At 65.3% G+C, this 13,320-nt stretch carries 22 protein-coding genes; 20 read left to right on the top strand and 2 right to left on the bottom strand.

Features of this window, described 5'->3' with window-relative positions; all coding sequences use genetic code 11:
• Positions 1-56: 56 nt before the first annotated feature.
• The 10 genes from ACSLGO_RS05335 to ACSLGO_RS05290 all read left to right on the top strand — a co-directional run bounded on the left by ACSLGO_RS05335 (position 57) and on the right by ACSLGO_RS05290 (position 7,038).
• Positions 57-608, top strand: coding sequence for a hypothetical protein (locus ACSLGO_RS05335; RefSeq protein ID WP_436400419.1), 552 nt, complete (start codon positions 57-59; stop codon positions 606-608).
• 76 nt (positions 609-684) lie between these two features.
• Positions 685-903, top strand: coding sequence for a hypothetical protein (locus ACSLGO_RS05330; protein ID WP_436400418.1), 219 nt, complete (start codon positions 685-687; stop codon positions 901-903).
• A complete protein-coding gene (locus tag ACSLGO_RS05325) occupies positions 900-1,277 on the top strand; it encodes a hypothetical protein (RefSeq protein ID WP_436400416.1) in 378 nt (125 codons plus the stop codon). The genes ACSLGO_RS05330 and ACSLGO_RS05325 overlap by 4 nt, the downstream gene beginning before the upstream one ends.
• A 43-nt stretch (positions 1,278-1,320) precedes the next feature.
• Positions 1,321-1,923 (top strand): metallophosphoesterase family protein, encoded by a 603-nt coding sequence (locus ACSLGO_RS05320; protein WP_436400414.1) that lies wholly within the window; start codon positions 1,321-1,323, stop codon positions 1,921-1,923.
• Positions 1,924-1,953: 30 nt separating this feature from the next.
• Entirely contained in the window at positions 1,954-2,940 is a 987-nt protein-coding gene (locus ACSLGO_RS05315) for a hypothetical protein (RefSeq protein ID WP_436400411.1), read from the top strand.
• A 108-nt stretch (positions 2,941-3,048) separates the two neighbouring features.
• Complete coding sequence (gene ligA, locus ACSLGO_RS05310; protein ID WP_436400409.1) at positions 3,049-5,175, top strand: NAD-dependent DNA ligase LigA; 2,127 nt, start codon at positions 3,049-3,051, stop codon at positions 5,173-5,175.
• Between the two features lie 145 nt (positions 5,176-5,320).
• Positions 5,321-5,755, top strand: coding sequence for a hypothetical protein (locus tag ACSLGO_RS05305; protein ID WP_436400407.1), 435 nt, complete (start codon positions 5,321-5,323; stop codon positions 5,753-5,755).
• 66 nt (positions 5,756-5,821) lie between these two features.
• Positions 5,822-6,247, top strand: coding sequence for a hypothetical protein (locus ACSLGO_RS05300; RefSeq protein ID WP_436400405.1), 426 nt, complete (start codon positions 5,822-5,824; stop codon positions 6,245-6,247).
• Between the two features lie 44 nt (positions 6,248-6,291).
• The gene (locus tag ACSLGO_RS05295) at positions 6,292-6,735 is read left to right on the top strand and encodes a hypothetical protein (protein ID WP_436400403.1); all 444 of its coding nucleotides are present in this window, start codon (positions 6,292-6,294) and stop codon (positions 6,733-6,735) included.
• 165 nt (positions 6,736-6,900) lie between these two features.
• On the top strand, positions 6,901-7,038 hold the full coding sequence (locus ACSLGO_RS05290; protein WP_436400402.1) for a hypothetical protein: 138 nt from the start codon (positions 6,901-6,903) through the stop codon (positions 7,036-7,038).
• A gap of 39 nt (positions 7,039-7,077) precedes the next feature.
• Here the strand turns inward: ACSLGO_RS05290 and ACSLGO_RS05285 are convergent, their stop codons facing one another.
• Positions 7,078-7,704, bottom strand: coding sequence for an NUDIX hydrolase (locus ACSLGO_RS05285; protein WP_436400400.1), 627 nt, complete (start codon positions 7,702-7,704; stop codon positions 7,078-7,080).
• A gap of 114 nt (positions 7,705-7,818) precedes the next feature.
• On the opposite strand from ACSLGO_RS05285, the gene ACSLGO_RS05280 reads away from it, so the two are divergent.
• The 4 genes from ACSLGO_RS05280 (at position 7,819) to ACSLGO_RS05265 (ending at position 9,518) form a co-directional block, all read left to right on the top strand.
• A complete protein-coding gene (locus ACSLGO_RS05280) occupies positions 7,819-8,160 on the top strand; it encodes a hypothetical protein (RefSeq protein WP_436400398.1) in 342 nt (113 codons plus the stop codon).
• Between the two features lie 62 nt (positions 8,161-8,222).
• Positions 8,223-8,501: a hypothetical protein gene (locus tag ACSLGO_RS05275; protein ID WP_436400397.1), complete on the top strand. Its 279-nt coding sequence runs from the start codon at positions 8,223-8,225 to the stop codon at positions 8,499-8,501.
• A gap of 61 nt (positions 8,502-8,562) precedes the next feature.
• On the top strand, positions 8,563-8,901 hold the full coding sequence (locus ACSLGO_RS05270) for a hypothetical protein (protein WP_436400395.1): 339 nt from the start codon (positions 8,563-8,565) through the stop codon (positions 8,899-8,901).
• The gene (locus tag ACSLGO_RS05265) at positions 8,901-9,518 is read left to right on the top strand and encodes a hypothetical protein (protein WP_436400393.1); all 618 of its coding nucleotides are present in this window, start codon (positions 8,901-8,903) and stop codon (positions 9,516-9,518) included. The genes ACSLGO_RS05270 and ACSLGO_RS05265 overlap by 1 nt, the downstream gene beginning before the upstream one ends.
• A gap of 41 nt (positions 9,519-9,559) precedes the next feature.
• Here the strand turns inward: ACSLGO_RS05265 and ACSLGO_RS05260 are convergent, their stop codons facing one another.
• Positions 9,560-10,399: a hypothetical protein gene (locus ACSLGO_RS05260; RefSeq protein WP_436400390.1), complete on the bottom strand. Its 840-nt coding sequence runs from the start codon at positions 10,397-10,399 to the stop codon at positions 9,560-9,562.
• A gap of 257 nt (positions 10,400-10,656) precedes the next feature.
• Between ACSLGO_RS05260 and ACSLGO_RS05255 the strand changes: the two genes are divergently transcribed.
• From ACSLGO_RS05255 to ACSLGO_RS05230, 6 genes are read left to right on the top strand one after another with little or no spacing between them, the layout of a single operon-like run.
• On the top strand, positions 10,657-10,962 hold the full coding sequence (locus tag ACSLGO_RS05255) for a hypothetical protein (protein ID WP_436400388.1): 306 nt from the start codon (positions 10,657-10,659) through the stop codon (positions 10,960-10,962).
• A gap of 25 nt (positions 10,963-10,987) precedes the next feature.
• Positions 10,988-11,530 (top strand): hypothetical protein, encoded by a 543-nt coding sequence (locus ACSLGO_RS05250; protein WP_436400386.1) that lies wholly within the window; start codon positions 10,988-10,990, stop codon positions 11,528-11,530.
• A gap of 7 nt (positions 11,531-11,537) precedes the next feature.
• Positions 11,538-11,813 carry a hypothetical protein gene (locus ACSLGO_RS05245; RefSeq protein ID WP_436400385.1) on the top strand — a complete coding sequence of 92 codons (276 nt, stop codon included), beginning with the start codon at positions 11,538-11,540 and terminating at the stop codon, positions 11,811-11,813.
• The gene (locus ACSLGO_RS05240) at positions 11,810-12,343 is read left to right on the top strand and encodes a Panacea domain-containing protein (protein ID WP_436400383.1); all 534 of its coding nucleotides are present in this window, start codon (positions 11,810-11,812) and stop codon (positions 12,341-12,343) included. Before ACSLGO_RS05245 ends, ACSLGO_RS05240 begins: the two co-directional genes overlap by 4 nt.
• A 2-nt stretch (positions 12,344-12,345) precedes the next feature.
• Positions 12,346-13,005 (top strand): hypothetical protein, encoded by a 660-nt coding sequence (locus tag ACSLGO_RS05235; protein ID WP_436400381.1) that lies wholly within the window; start codon positions 12,346-12,348, stop codon positions 13,003-13,005.
• 9 nt (positions 13,006-13,014) lie between these two features.
• The gene (locus tag ACSLGO_RS05230; protein ID WP_436400380.1) at positions 13,015-13,281 is read left to right on the top strand and encodes a helix-turn-helix domain-containing protein; all 267 of its coding nucleotides are present in this window, start codon (positions 13,015-13,017) and stop codon (positions 13,279-13,281) included.
• Positions 13,282-13,320: the final 39 nt, after the last annotated feature.

The following is a 13,320-nucleotide window of genomic DNA, read 5'->3' as shown; positions in this document are numbered from 1 at the left end:
AACACACCCGCGTGCACAGCCGGCCGAACCTCCAACACCGGACCAGGGGCAGCCCAGTGAGACTGCCCCTGGTCCAGGACCCCGCCGGACACTTCGATTACGCCACCCTGACCTGGGTGCACAACACCGCCTACGACGGCATGCTTGCCTTCGTCCTGACCGCCGGCTGGTTCTTCGCCCTGGCACTGGCCGGCTTCATTCTCGCCGCCCGGCGCCTCGACCCCGGAAGATTCAGCCTCAAAACCGTCCACCGGCTTTGCCTGCTCGCTGCCGCCCTGCTCATCCTGCCCATAGCCGGGTCAGCGGTCATCGAGAAGCAGGGCGGTCCGGCCGACAGCATGGCCAACTTTGCCGGTCACCTGCAGGGCAGGAAAACCGCAGACTACGACGGCGAGTTCACAGGCTGGGCGAAGGACAGGTACGGCCTGGAACTCTCCCAGGCACAGGCGCGGGAGCTTCGCACCAAGGAAAGCCGCGGCCTGTTCGTCCCGACAACCCAGACCCGCCCGGTCATCCATGACGGGGCACTGATCCACGGCATCATTGCAGCGGACCAGATCATCCTTGTCGACAAGACCGGCTCTGAGCTGCCCATGACGGCCCCCTGATCTGCCGGCCTCCGGTGAGAGGGATGCTCCGCTCCGCACACATGGGAGCAGTACCAGCACACTTCCGGAGGACCCTGTGAACAGATCCATGCCCAGTCCCGGTGCCAGCCCGCACCAGGCCAATTCCCAGCGCATGCATGAGCGGGCCCTTCGCCGTGTCGTCGCGTTCACCGTCAGCACTCCCGGCGGCAGGCGCCGCAAGAAAGCTATCCTTGCGGTAGAGCGCCCCCGGTACAGGGAGCTGGTCAAGGCCGTGGCGCTGGATCTGATGCGTGAAAAGGCAGGTGAGCAGTGAACTTCTGGCAGGGCTTCGCAAGCGACCCCGTCGGCATCGCCGTTACCGCTGCTGCCCTGATCCTGACCGTCACCTGCATCGCCTTCGGTTTCGTCCATACCTTCTCTGTGCGCGGAACCCGGCGCAGGTACGTGGCCCAGTCGGTGCAGCGGACCCTGATCATTCCCGCCTGTGTTCTGCTGGGCGTCAAGGCTGTCGGCTACGCTGCCGGAGGATTCTGGGTCGGTGTCGTCCTGGATGTCTTCCTGATCATTTCCTTCCTGCGGGACTGGAGCCGGATCAGGAACGACGACGACTGGTGGACCGGCCGGTGGAACAAGCTGAAGAATGCCTTCCGCACCCGGGCATCAGTGCCTGCGCTCTCCCGTTCGTGAGGCTGGTGAGAGAGATTCCTCAGCGTCCGCACACATAGGGGACATGAACAACGTCTTCTATTGGTCCGATCCGCACTTCGGGCATGCCTTCGTCGCAGGCCTGCGCGGTTTCGCCGACCCGGACGAGCACGACAACCACCTGATCCAGGCATGGAACGCCACGGTCACCAAGCGCGATACTGTCTGGGTCCTCGGAGACCTTGCCGCTGCCTCCCCGACCCGGGCACTGGAGATCATCCGGCACCTTCCCGGTACGAAGCACCTGGTCTTCGGCAACCACGACTACGGTCATCCGGGACGCCGCAACGCCCAGCGCCTGCACCGGCAGTACCTTGCTGCATTCGCTTCAGTGCAGTCCGCGGCAACCCGCGTCATCGAAGGCCGCACCGTGCTGCTCTCGCACTTCCCCTACGACGGTGACAGCCATTCCGAGTTCGACCGTCACACCCAGTGGCGCCTGCGCGATGAAGGGAACTGGCTCGTCCACGGGCACGTGCATGACGAGTTCGACGTCCGCAGGACCCAGATCAACGTCGGCGTGGACAAATGGATGGACGGACCCGCCTCCGAGGCCCAGGTGCTGGAGCTCATCCGGCAGCAGGAGTCCGCCGGCTACGGCAAGCCGCCCCCTGCACCGAAGCCCTGACCCGGTACGCCCCAGAGACCCTGCCTGACAATGAAAGACGAACGCATCATGCCCAGCCACGAACTTCCCGACAACGACGCCTGGATTGCGCGCTTCAAAGCGTTCAAATCCTGGGTGGACGAGCACGGTGCCCTGCCCAAAAGCAATCCTGAGGGCGGGCCGGAAGACACGCTGCGCACCTGGCTGGACCGCCAGTGCACGGACATCCAGAACAGCAGTCTTGCACCCCGCCTGGAGGCCATTCTCCGGTCCGTACCCGGCGCCGTTCCCCGCCTCGCGCGCAGGAAGTCCGCCGCATCGAGCGCTTTCCCTCCCGGCAACGGCCGGCTGGACAACCTGGAGCTGTTCTTCCAGCAGCACGGCCGCCTGCCCCGCTACTCCGGCACCGCCCCGGGCGAGGAGTCGATGTACAAGTACCTCAACGACACGGTCCGCGTCCGCTACCGCCGTGACGAGCTGCCCCCGGAAATGCTGGAGCGTCTGAACAAGATTCCCGGTGTCTTCACGGCCCGCAAGATCAAGCGCCGCGAAGACTCCGTTCCGCGCCAGCCCACCGAACGGGCACTGCGGATCAAGGCCGGAGATACGCGCATGGCTGACCTCATCGCGTTCTGCACCGAACACGGCCGCCTCCCCAGCGCCACCGGCGGCGGAACCGAACCTTCCCTCTACAACTACCTGCGTCGCGTCGTCCGCCCGTCCTTCAAGAGCGGCACCCTCGACGCCGAGACCGTCAAGCGCCTCTCAGCCGTGGACGGGCTTCTGGTGCCCCGCCGCCGCGGGGTCTCCGGGGACCAGCTCGCCGAGCTCGTGGACTTCTGCACCAGGAACAGCCGGAAGCCCCGCAGCGCCGGCCCCGACGACGAACCGGCACTTTACGAGTACCTGCGGCGCGTCGTCCGCCCCGCATATGCCGCCGGCACTCTCGACGAGGTCACCGCAAAACGCCTGGCAGCCGTTGACGGCGTCCTCACCACCCGGGCCTGGACTGCCCCGTCATCCGCGAAGGCTGCCTAGACGGAGCGTCGGCGGCAGCAGGCACTGAGACGCGGGGGGTTCGTCGCTCAGAAGGAGCCCTGCCGCACACATAGAGGGTGAAAGCACCCCTCTGAACAAGGACCGAGAATGCCTAAAGCCCCCGCCCTTCCTCCCCAGCCGCGCAAGGCTGCAGGAGCAGCGGCTTCCACCGGCGGACAGTTCGATAACCGCACCCACGCCGAACCCGGACTGACCCTCACCGGCCCGGCCGTCACAGCCGAAAACTACGAGGAATCGGTCGCCCGCGCCCTCTCCGCAGCACGCGCGTACGAGACCACCGACGTCGAAGAAATGACCGACGCGGAGTTCGACCGCCTCCAGGCAAACATCCTCAGCTACGAGGAAACCAACGGCATCAGCGCCGACCACGGGCTGCACACCGCTGTTGGCCACGGCGGCGCCGCGGGCGGAGACATCGAGCACGCGACCCTGGCCGGCTCCCTGGAGAAGCCCGGCGAAGAGAAGGTCATCGAGTTCGCCGCGAAGCACCCCAATGCGGTCATCGAGCCGAAGATCGACGGCATGGCCATCATCGTCCGCTACGAGAACGGCCGAATGGTCTCCGCTGCCAAGCGCGGTGACGGCTACACGGGCGAGAACGTCACGGAGAAGGTTCGCGGTGTTGAAGGCCTGCCCGAGGTGGCCGGCGACGGTGATTACGAAGTCCGCGGCGAGCTGTACCTGAACGACGAGAACAAGGACAAGGCCAACGCGATCCGCGTCGCCGCCGGCAAGGCGCCGTTCAAGAACGCCCGCAACGGCGTGGCCGGAATGCTCAACAAGGACGATTCGACCTACGCCGGGCTCTTTAGCTTTGCTGCTTATTCAACAACCATCAGCAGCGGTGCCGACCACCTTGAAACGATGGACGAACTGGCCGGCATGGGCTTCACCACCGCCCGGTCGCTGCTTCCCCAGTCGGTGCTGGACGCTGAAGATCCGATGTCCGCCATCGCAGCCCTGGGCGCTGAGCGCAAGGGACTGGACTTCCTGATGGACGGTGCCGTGCTGAAGGTTCCGACCGCCGCCGAGCGTGAAGAACTGGGTGAGGGAACCCGGGCGCCGAAATGGGCTGTGGCCTACAAGTATCCGCCGGTGGAAGAGCCGACCGTCATCGAGGACATCGAATACGAGATCGGCAAGACAGGCCGCCTCTCCATCCGGGCGCGGTACACCCCCGTGGATGTTGACGGATCCACCATCGAGTACGCCTCCCTGCATAACGTGCAGGACCTCCTGAAGAAGGACATCCGCATCGGGGACACCGTCATGGCCTACAAGGCGAACGACATCATCCCCCAGGTCCACCTTCCGCGAGCCGATCTGCGTGATGCCTCCTCCCAGCCGTGGCAGCCGCCCGCGGCCTGCCCCAAGTGCGGCGGCGAGTTCGATAAGTCCACGGAGCTGTGGCGCTGCACGAACCCCGAATGCTCCGTCTCGGGTCGCATCTCCTACGCCGTCTCCCGCGACGCCGGCCTGGACATTGAAGGTTTCGGCGGCTCCACCGGTGACGCCCTCATCGAAGCGGACCTGGTCCAGGACGTCTCGGACATCTTCCACCTGACCGAGGACCAGCTGGCCAACCTGAAGCTGGGCACCACCGATTCCGGCGCCGACCGCGTCCTGGGCGAGAAGAACGCCAGGAAGATCATGGCGGAGATCGAGAAGGCGAAGGCCCAGCCGCTGAACCGGGTCATCACCGCCCTGTCCATGCGCTTCACCGGACGCACCTTTGGCCGCCGCCTCGCCGCCCAGTTCGAGACCATGGAAGCCCTGCAGTCCGCCACGGTCACCCAGCTGGCCAACGTAGAAGGCATCGGCGAGAAGAAGGCCCAGGTCATCCACGCCGAGCTGGCCAAGAACGCCCCGGTCATTGAACGCCTCCGCTCCGCCGGCGTGAACATGGGTGCCCCGAAGCCCAAGCCGGAGAAGGGCGCGAAGGCTCCCAAGCTCGTCACCGCGGACGGCGGGGCCATGAACGTGGTCATCACCGGTTCCCTGAAGGGCAGCGCACTGGGATCCCTGACCCGCACCGGCGCCCAGGAACTGATCGAAGCCAACGGCGGCCGCGCAGCCGGCTCTGTCTCCAAGTCCACGTCCCTGCTGGTGTGCGGCGAGCCCGGCTCATCGAAGTTCCTCAAGGCGCAGGAGCTGGGCATCCGGATCGTAACCCCCGACGAGTTCGCCAGGATGCTCGAAGACGGCGAGGCGTAACCACCCCGCAAGGCATCAAGGAAGGGTCTCCCGGCTGGGAGGCCCTTCCTTCGTCTGCGGGGAGATTCCGGTGCCCTCCCGCACACATGGAAGGCAGCACACCTATCACGCCCACGGCCGGCGCAGCCGGCCAGCCAGGAGACCTATGCCTTCCCGGAAAGACCTTCCCTGCGCCGTCTGCGGAACCGCCCTTGGGCCGGTCGAATCAGACCTGCCCGACCAGCCGTACGGCGCCAACATCTTCATCAGCACCGGCCACTACGGCGCAACAGCCTTCGACTCCCCCGGCGGGGACCGGCTTGAGCTGCTCATCTGCACCCCCTGCATGAAGGCAATGGCTGAGCGTCAGGCCATCCACCGGATCCTGGACCCCACGGAGCAGATCCCCGAGCAGACACTCATCTGGGGCAGCGAGGAGGAACAGGCGGTCAGCGACACCCCGATGAATGCCCTCCGCCTGGCCAACATGTACCGCCTTGAAGCTGCCGAGGAGATACCCGGGATGACGGCCGAGAAGTACCACGACCTGTTCCAGGCCTGCGCTGCTGCCTCCACAGCGGGAAAGGAATTCCACTTCTGACCTGCCGGTATGCTGATTCCCGCACCATTTCACAGCACTATCCGGCATGAGCCGGCGAAGGACATCATGAAGAAGCACCTGGCAGCCGCAGCGCTGCTCTCCCTCCTGCTCACAGGCTGCTCGGGCTCTGCGGATCCAGGAGCACCCGGGCTGTCCTCAGCGGCCAAGCCATCTGCCTCAGCATCACCAACTCCAGTCTCAGCGGCAGCACCGGAGCCGGAGACTCTGGAGGAAGCCATCCTGGCTGCCAAGGCAGACCACACCGAGGAGTCGAAAGCAATGTCGGCACTGGCTGACTTGCGGCGGTTTGCCGAGGCGGAATTGAAACCGGTGATGCCCAGCGAAGCCTGGAGCGAAATCATGGTTTTCGAGATGGGCGTCGAACTGGACATGCTCTCGGACCGCAGCACTGACCGTGAATTCTTCGTCGGCGTTCAGAAGTACGCCCTGATGGTTGAGGATGCTGCGCTCGAAGCAGACCTGATCCGCTGACCCGGCCGGAGAGAGTCTGGATCTCTGCCGCGCACATGAGGAACATGAGCACAGTGACCAGCGCATCCAGCCGCCGCCCGTTCCGCCTGCACCGCACCCTGGCGGCAGCAGTGCTGCTGGTCGCCGCCCTTTCCGGCTGCTCCGCGGAGGGCTCCTCCCAGGCCACCAATGCCCCCTCTGCACCAGCCGTGACCCAGGCTGCTTCGACGACCTCTCTTGAAGAAGCCATCGAAGCGGCCTTGGCCGATCACGCTGACGCTGAAGCAGCGATCGAAGCGATGCTCGGGCTGGGCAACGCCTGGCACACGGGTCCCGTTGAGGACCAGATGTCAGCTAACTGGTCAGAACTCCGCGGCATGGAGATCGACATCGTCGAAGGCTTCGTGGACGGCACGGCCACGGACCGCGAGACTGAGCTCGCGGTCAAGATGTACGCAATGGCGGTCCACAAATCAGCGGTCATCCACGGAGTACTGGATTACCTCTAACCCAGGCTAAATGGATGATGCCCGGGTTACGGAGCAAGCCGCCCTGCAGCAGGATTCACGTTCAGTAGGCCATCATTGATGGGGCCCTGCCGAACAACTGCTTGGCCCTGAATCCAGGCCGCCGGCGTTGAGACTCTCCCGGAGTGCCGCACACGGCTCGACGACATGGATGCCATGATCTATGGCGGAAGGATGTCAGGCGCTGCCGAAGAGGAGGACACCCTGAAGGCAGTAAAGAACTACGCTCTGACCGTGCAGGAGGCCGCCGTCGTGAACGGTGTTCTGGACGCGCCCGACCAGTAGACAGAGTGCCGGGCCCCACGAAGGGGCCCGGTCTCTTGCTTATACCTCGCGGATGATGCCCGAGTTCTGGATCAGTGCCAGAGCCGCGAGGGTGATCCCGCAGGTGATTTTGCCATTGCTGACCAGTCCCATGACCTCACCGACGCCGTACCAGCGGACGGTAGCCCCGGTGTCGCCCTCCCGGTGGAGGCTCTCCAGTGACTCGAGGGTATGGAAGGTGCACCAGACGGCGATCTGTGTGTCCATCAGCCCGGTGTCCGGGCGAATGACACCGAGCTGCCGTCCCCGCCCGCAGTCCAGTCCGGTCTCTTCCACCAGCTCCCGTGCCGTTTCGGCCAGGCTCAGGTCATCGGATCCGCCGCGCGGGAACTCCAGGGTGAACTCACCGGTCGGGTACCGGAACTGGCGGACCAGTCCCAGGTAGGGCAGCCCGCGGAAGTTCGTGTAGGGCACCGCGACGACCCCCAGGCCTGTGCCGCTGGTGATGCGTGTGTAGCGCCCCGTCGCCCCGTTGGGAAAGACGACGTCGTCGAAGTTCACGGTCACGAAAGGGTTGGAGTAGGCGATGCGCTCTTCGATCAGCCGGATCGTATCGTCATCCGGCGGGCCGGCGCCCTTCGGTGGTTTGTCTACGTTGAAGGTGGCGGCGGTGTCCTGCTGGGACATGGTTCTCCCGGGTTTGTCGGTTGCTTACGCTCGGGGACATGCGCAGAGGGGTGCTGGGGCCTTCCCGCCTGGGGGGGGGCAAGAGACACCGAGCATGCCGCACACATAGGGAATATGAACAAGATGCGACTGCTCCCCCTCCTTGCCGCCGGTGCTCTGCTCTGTACCGGGTGCGCGGCTGAAGAACCGAAACCCGGTCCGGGATGGGGCCCTAATCCTGCATGTGCCGTCACTGCCGACGACGGGTACGTCGTGGAAGTCCCCTGTCCGCCGGCCTCAGCTGACGAGAACCCGATCCGGCACCTCGGTGAGAGCGTGGAAGCCACCCTCGAAGACGCCGAGGCTGCTCAGAAGCTGCTGGACGCGGCCAACGCCCTCTGCGCCCAGGCCGGCAGCGCCGAATGCGACGTCGAAGCGCTGCTGAACGAGAAGCTGCCCTACCTTCAGGTCCCCTGAACGGAAGCGCGAGTGCCTCGGCACCGTCGAGGTGCTGCCATGGTGCCGCACACATAGGAGCCATGAACACACCGCTGCTCGCTGTCATCCTGAGTGTTGAACCGGAGAAGAACGGTCGTGCGCTGGTCACCTTCCGGACCTCCATCAGCCCGGAGAACCCCTCCGGGCGGGCCAGTGCGTACACGCCCCTGCTCGCAACAGGTCCCGGGGCCGCCATGGCATCGGAGCTTCGTTCCAGGATCAACCACGGTCCGGTCCGGCGCCGCAACACCGCCCTGATTCTGGGGGCGGCCGCGGACGCTGAGGGCGCGGCCCTGAAGGTCATCACTGCCATCCGGTAGCACCCATGCGCAGCCGGCACGAGCGGGGACAAGCCGGTGCCCTGCCGCACACATGGATGCCATGAGCACAGATCACAGCATTCTCATTTACGGCGCATCGGATGACCTCGTGGAGGTTGAAGGTGCCATCAGCGACGAATACGACTGCTGGGACAAGACTTGGCAGGGGCGGCTGAAGGCTCCCGACGGCACGTTCCTCGTTGTCACCGCCCGCTTCGGACACGACGGCTGGGACCTGAACGTCTCAGCGCCCGAAGGATCCGGATTCCCTTCCTGGGCCGTGACGTTCTGCCCGCGCCCGGACCGGCCCGAAGATCCTGCCATCCGGATTGCAGCGCCTGCAGGAACCATCATCGAGGTGTTCGGGGAATGCGCGCCGGAGCCTGGCGAGGACGACTGATGACCGTCATCCCGCTGGCTTGCCACCCGGACGAGACCTTTGAATCACCGCACGACTACGGGGGTATCTATACCCAGGGCGGCAACGGGATCGTCATCGGGTTCAAGGACCCGGTACCGGCGCGCCGGACATCGTTCGTAGAGTGCTTTCCCGAGGGTGCCTTCATCCGCGGAGAAGGCTCGAGCGTCGCCGAAGCCGATGAGCAGTGCTGGGCGAAGCTGCGCGCCTACCTTGACTGCCCCGGGCATCAGTGGACCCCGGTGCGGCCGGACGGCCCCGCAGGCACCTGCAGCAACTGCCTGACCCGTCGCGGCGACGCTTTCACCGCGGGGGAACTCGGGCTCTTTTGTACCGGATGCCAGGAACCCACGTTCGAGCGTGCCATCGGCGATCCGGGCCACGCGCTGCTGTGCACCCCCTGCGATCCCAAGAGGGCCTACTCGGAAGCGGCCGTCCTGGCCATGTTCAGCTTCGAGCCGGAGTCACAGGTCTACATGAAGCGCCTGGATGACGTCTGCGAAGGCGTCATGACCGAAGACCCCGAGGCTCTGGCCTGGGCTTACCGCCATCTGGAGATGAAGCAGCCGCCGCCGGGGGACGACCTCCCGCAGGACTAAAAGAAAACACCGCCGGATCATCCGGCGGTGTTTTCTTTTCTCTAGCTGAGGCCAGGATCCACGTGGATGCCCAGCACAGCGCCTGTTTCCTCGAAGGCAGTTCCCCTGGCTCCGGTGACCAGGGAGGCAAGTTCCGTGTGGGGAATCCGGGACAGCACCCCTCCCACCGTTCCGCCGCGGATGGCTTCAGCTGCAAGCGGGCCCCCCGCGCGCAGGACAAGCCCTGTTTCATCCACGAGTTCCTCGACCTCCCACTCCCCCTCCCGGTGACGGACGTAGAGCATGTAGGCACCCGGGTCGACCGTCAGCAGGCCTGCCCTGAGCGTTTCGAGGTTCCGGGAGTCTTCAGAGACCAGGTTTTCAAGGGCGGCAACCGCAGCCGTGGCGGGGTTGGCCGAGGGTACGGGCAGGTTGGCTGTTTTGGCGAGAAGGATGCTGAACTCAGTTTTGTGGGACCGGTACGGGTCCTCGAAGTCCGTGTCGACGTCGGGAAGTTCGTCGACCTGGTTGATCCACGAAACGTCGCTGCCCCGGGAGATTTCGCCAAGCAGCTCGCCCAGGAGCCATCCCTGAATATGGAGCTGGTCCAGGACCCTCCCCGAGGAGATCAGTTCCCGTTCAGGAAGCGCCAGGTCCGTCTGTCCGTCCGCCGGCATGTTCTTGCCCAGGAGCTGAAGGGGAACTGCGATGCCGTCCCGGATCTCGACCTTCAGCGAGACAGCGTCAGGGAAGGCCTGCAGCACGCCCTTGGCCAGGATGATCAGCTCCAGGGTGCGCTGCTTTTCCTTGATGTCCGTAATGGTGCAGCGCAGGTTCCCTTCGAGGATGGTGAGGCCTTCATGGATGTCGTCGAGCTGTTCCAGCTCTGTCTTGGTTGTCATGGCCACCATGTGTGCGGCATCCGGGTTCTCTTCCTCCGCCCGCGGTGAGATGCAGGCCGGCCTCCGCACACATGGGCAGCATGGCCGCCCTGCGCCGGGAAGTTCCGGCCCGCAATCATGGGCCGGGGCGGCTTTGCCGTCACGCCACCCGCTCAGCCGTCGAGCCGGAGAGCATCCTGCGGTGAGCGTTCGTCCACCCTCCGCACACATTTAACGTGAACAGCCCTGACCGGGGCTACCAACGACAGGAGCAACCCTTGAGTGAAACAGACCAGGATCTCGAAGTCACCGCCGATGAGCTGACCGGAGCCCTTGCAGCGAAAGGCATCGACGCCTTCGTCCACCAGACCGGCGGCAACACTGCCACCATCTACGCCACCCTGCCCCGGAACATCATCATCGTCGGCCCCGGCGTCTTCAACTACGAGAACCCCGGCGCCTCGGTGTTCACCTCGCAGGACCTCTACGTCGGCACCCTCGCAGAAGAAGACCCGGGCATCGCTGTTACACCGGGCGCAACGGCAGAGAAGATTGCCGAAGCTGTCATCGCAGCAGACCGCTAACCCGCACGAGATTACGGAAACCCGAATGATTGACTGGAACAAGTACCAGGCTGAAGCCCTCACGACCGCTGTCTTCCCCCTTGACCGGGGATTGGACTACACCGTGCTGGGTCTGGTCTCCGAGGTCGGCGAAGTCGTTGATCTTGCCGCCCGTGAAGAGATTCCCAGCCGCAGGCTGTGGGAGAAGTGGATCAAGGCGGAGATCGGTGACTGCTTCTGGTACGCGGCCGCTGTCGCCGACGCGCTGGGCACGACCCTGCAGGCAGTATGGGATGCCCGCGCAGCGGAAGAGGAGTACGCCTCCTACACGTTTACAGCAGCTGCCGCCGTTATCCAGGCAGGGCTGATGGCCGGCCACCTCAAGAAGGCAATCCGCGACGATGGCGGCGTCCTCCTTCCTGCGCGCAGGGCCGCGATGATCCAGACACTCGGAAAGGTCGTCACGGAGCTGACAGCGCTCTGCAGCTCGCTCGACACCACTGTCCATGCAGTCACCCAGGCGAACCTGAACAAGCTGGCGGACCGCAAGCAGCGCGGTGTCCTTCAGGGCAGCGGAGACAACAGGTGAACCGCGCATGAGCCGCAAAGCTATCGCTGAGATCGAAGCCGCCGGCGGCACCTTCGAGGAGTACGGTGCCCGGCGGGAGCTGCGCGGCTACGCTGCCCTGCCGCCGGGGAAGGCCTGGGTATCCACCGGCTGCCACAGCATTGCCGTCAACTATTATTCGGACCGCCCTGCCGGATGGAAGTCCCTGCTGGAAGGTGTGCGCCTCGGCACCGAACCGTGCACTGTCCAGGAGTGCGACATCTGCGCCGAAGACGGGGCCTGCGTAGAGGAGGAGAGCCGGTGAGCATTTCAGTCCACGACGTCGCCACCCGGATCGTGAGTCTTCAGCTGGCGCAGAACAAGACCCGCCGCGGTCTGGCCGGCCTGGCTTCGAGCAAACTGCACAAGCTCGCCTACCTCTGCCAGGCCTATCACCTGGCCTGGCACGGCGAGCCCCTGTTCTCCGAGGAAGTCCGCGCCGCCAATTCCGGGCCCGTGGTCCTTGAGCTTTTTCCGCACCACCGCGACATCCACACGATCGAATTCTGGCCGCTCGGAGATCCCGGGAAGCTCGACGAGGCGCAGGCCGCAACCATCCGCTCCCTGTTCGAGTTCCATGACCACGACACCGGCCTGATGCTTGGCCGGTGGACGAGCACCCACGTCCCGTGGCTCCGTGCCCGGGAAAAGATGACTGCACACGATGAACGCCCGGTTATCACCCATGCTGACATGGGCGCCTACTACCGGGCTCTGATGGATGCGCCGTCCACGCACAAGGAATACGCAGCCCGGTTTATGGACCGCTACGCCGAGGTCGGAGCGAAGCTGTGACCGTGTCGCTGAAGGTGACCGAGGATTCCACAGGCCATGCCATCTCGACGTCGTGGCAGCCGCCGTCCGGCCTCTCAGTAGATACCGCCGCTGGACTCATGACCCCTGACCGGGTTGATGTCTCCTGGATTCTCGGCCCGTCCGGCCGCGGCCCGGACCGGGGTAAGGTCATGTGCTGGGGTTCACCCAAGCAGGGTCCGGTCTCCCACACGTTTTGGGGGTACGGCGGCGTCATGGCAGCCTCGCCCGGCTGGGCCGGTGATCTCGGTAGCGCCGTCTACAGCGAAGCATCCGGGCAGGGCGCCGCGGAGAGCGATGGATTCGTCCTGACCGCCTCGTCCAGGTCGCGCTGGCTGGAGCGCCGCTTCACCCTCGCAGACGCCCCTGCCACGCCGACCTACCTCGTGCCCGGACGGACGTTCGTGCCGATGAGCGGCATGATCACCTGCTCGTCCGGCAGCGGGGAGCACGGCACTGCTTCCTTGTGGCTCTGGGGTGCGGGACACGACTCTGCCCAGCACGGCAACACCGACACTATGCCTGCCTGGATCATGGACGAGGTCGCTGCCGTCCGGGAAGCGCTGGAGAGCGCAGACCTGCCTCCGGGATGGGAGACCCACGTGCCGCTGATCCGCCCTGAGCGCCGCCGGCTGGCCGGTTAGGCTATCCCGATGACATACGAGGAGCGCCTGGCAGCAGCCATCATCGTCCAGCTGCGGGTGGAGATGGCTGCACGCGACTGGAACCAGCAGGTGCTCAGCGAACGGCTGAACATCTTCCCGGCCACCCTGAACCGGTACCTGAAAGGCCACAGGCAGGTCCCCATGGTGACGTTCATCCAGATGGCACGGGTCTTCGGTATGAAGGCGGCAGAACTGCTCGGCGCGGCCGAGGATCGGATGGAACCCGCCAACCCTGAAACCGCGGCGGCCGGGTGAACCGCACGGAGGCACTGTCCGCAGCGGTGGTCGCCCAGC

It is taken from the genome of Arthrobacter sp. IK3 (assembly GCF_051337705.1).
Taxonomy (GTDB): Bacteria; Actinomycetota; Actinomycetes; order Actinomycetales; family Micrococcaceae; genus Arthrobacter_B; species Arthrobacter_B koreensis.
This window is presented reverse-complemented; position numbering and strand designations above follow the sequence as displayed.

What these genes read in the sequence shown, in the direction of transcription:
- ACSLGO_RS05305 (WP_436400407.1), top strand. Translation starts at nt 5,321, where the DNA reads ATGCCTTCCCGGAAAGACCTTCCCTGCGCCGTCTGCGGAACCGCCCTT.
- ACSLGO_RS05300 (WP_436400405.1), top strand. Translation starts at nt 5,822, where the DNA reads ATGAAGAAGCACCTGGCAGCCGCAGCGCTGCTCTCCCTCCTGCTCACA.
- ACSLGO_RS05245 (WP_436400385.1), top strand. Translation starts at nt 11,538, where the DNA reads ATGAGCCGCAAAGCTATCGCTGAGATCGAAGCCGCCGGCGGCACCTTC.
- ACSLGO_RS05275 (WP_436400397.1), top strand. Translation starts at nt 8,223, where the DNA reads ATGAACACACCGCTGCTCGCTGTCATCCTGAGTGTTGAACCGGAGAAG.
- ACSLGO_RS05230 (WP_436400380.1), top strand. Translation starts at nt 13,015, where the DNA reads ATGACATACGAGGAGCGCCTGGCAGCAGCCATCATCGTCCAGCTGCGG.
- ACSLGO_RS05260 (WP_436400390.1), bottom strand. Translation starts at nt 10,399, where the DNA reads ATGACAACCAAGACAGAGCTGGAACAGCTCGACGACATCCATGAAGGC.
- ligA (WP_436400409.1), top strand. Translation starts at nt 3,049, where the DNA reads ATGCCTAAAGCCCCCGCCCTTCCTCCCCAGCCGCGCAAGGCTGCAGGA.
- ACSLGO_RS05270 (WP_436400395.1), top strand. Translation starts at nt 8,563, where the DNA reads ATGAGCACAGATCACAGCATTCTCATTTACGGCGCATCGGATGACCTC.
- ACSLGO_RS05320 (WP_436400414.1), top strand. Translation starts at nt 1,321, where the DNA reads ATGAACAACGTCTTCTATTGGTCCGATCCGCACTTCGGGCATGCCTTC.
- ACSLGO_RS05290 (WP_436400402.1), top strand. Translation starts at nt 6,901, where the DNA reads ATGGATGCCATGATCTATGGCGGAAGGATGTCAGGCGCTGCCGAAGAG.
- ACSLGO_RS05280 (WP_436400398.1), top strand. Translation starts at nt 7,819, where the DNA reads ATGAACAAGATGCGACTGCTCCCCCTCCTTGCCGCCGGTGCTCTGCTC.
- ACSLGO_RS05315 (WP_436400411.1), top strand. Translation starts at nt 1,954, where the DNA reads ATGAAAGACGAACGCATCATGCCCAGCCACGAACTTCCCGACAACGAC.
- ACSLGO_RS05250 (WP_436400386.1), top strand. Translation starts at nt 10,988, where the DNA reads ATGATTGACTGGAACAAGTACCAGGCTGAAGCCCTCACGACCGCTGTC.
- ACSLGO_RS05285 (WP_436400400.1), bottom strand. Translation starts at nt 7,704, where the DNA reads ATGTCCCAGCAGGACACCGCCGCCACCTTCAACGTAGACAAACCACCG.
- ACSLGO_RS05265 (WP_436400393.1), top strand. Translation starts at nt 8,901, where the DNA reads ATGACCGTCATCCCGCTGGCTTGCCACCCGGACGAGACCTTTGAATCA.
- ACSLGO_RS05295 (WP_436400403.1), top strand. Translation starts at nt 6,292, where the DNA reads ATGAGCACAGTGACCAGCGCATCCAGCCGCCGCCCGTTCCGCCTGCAC.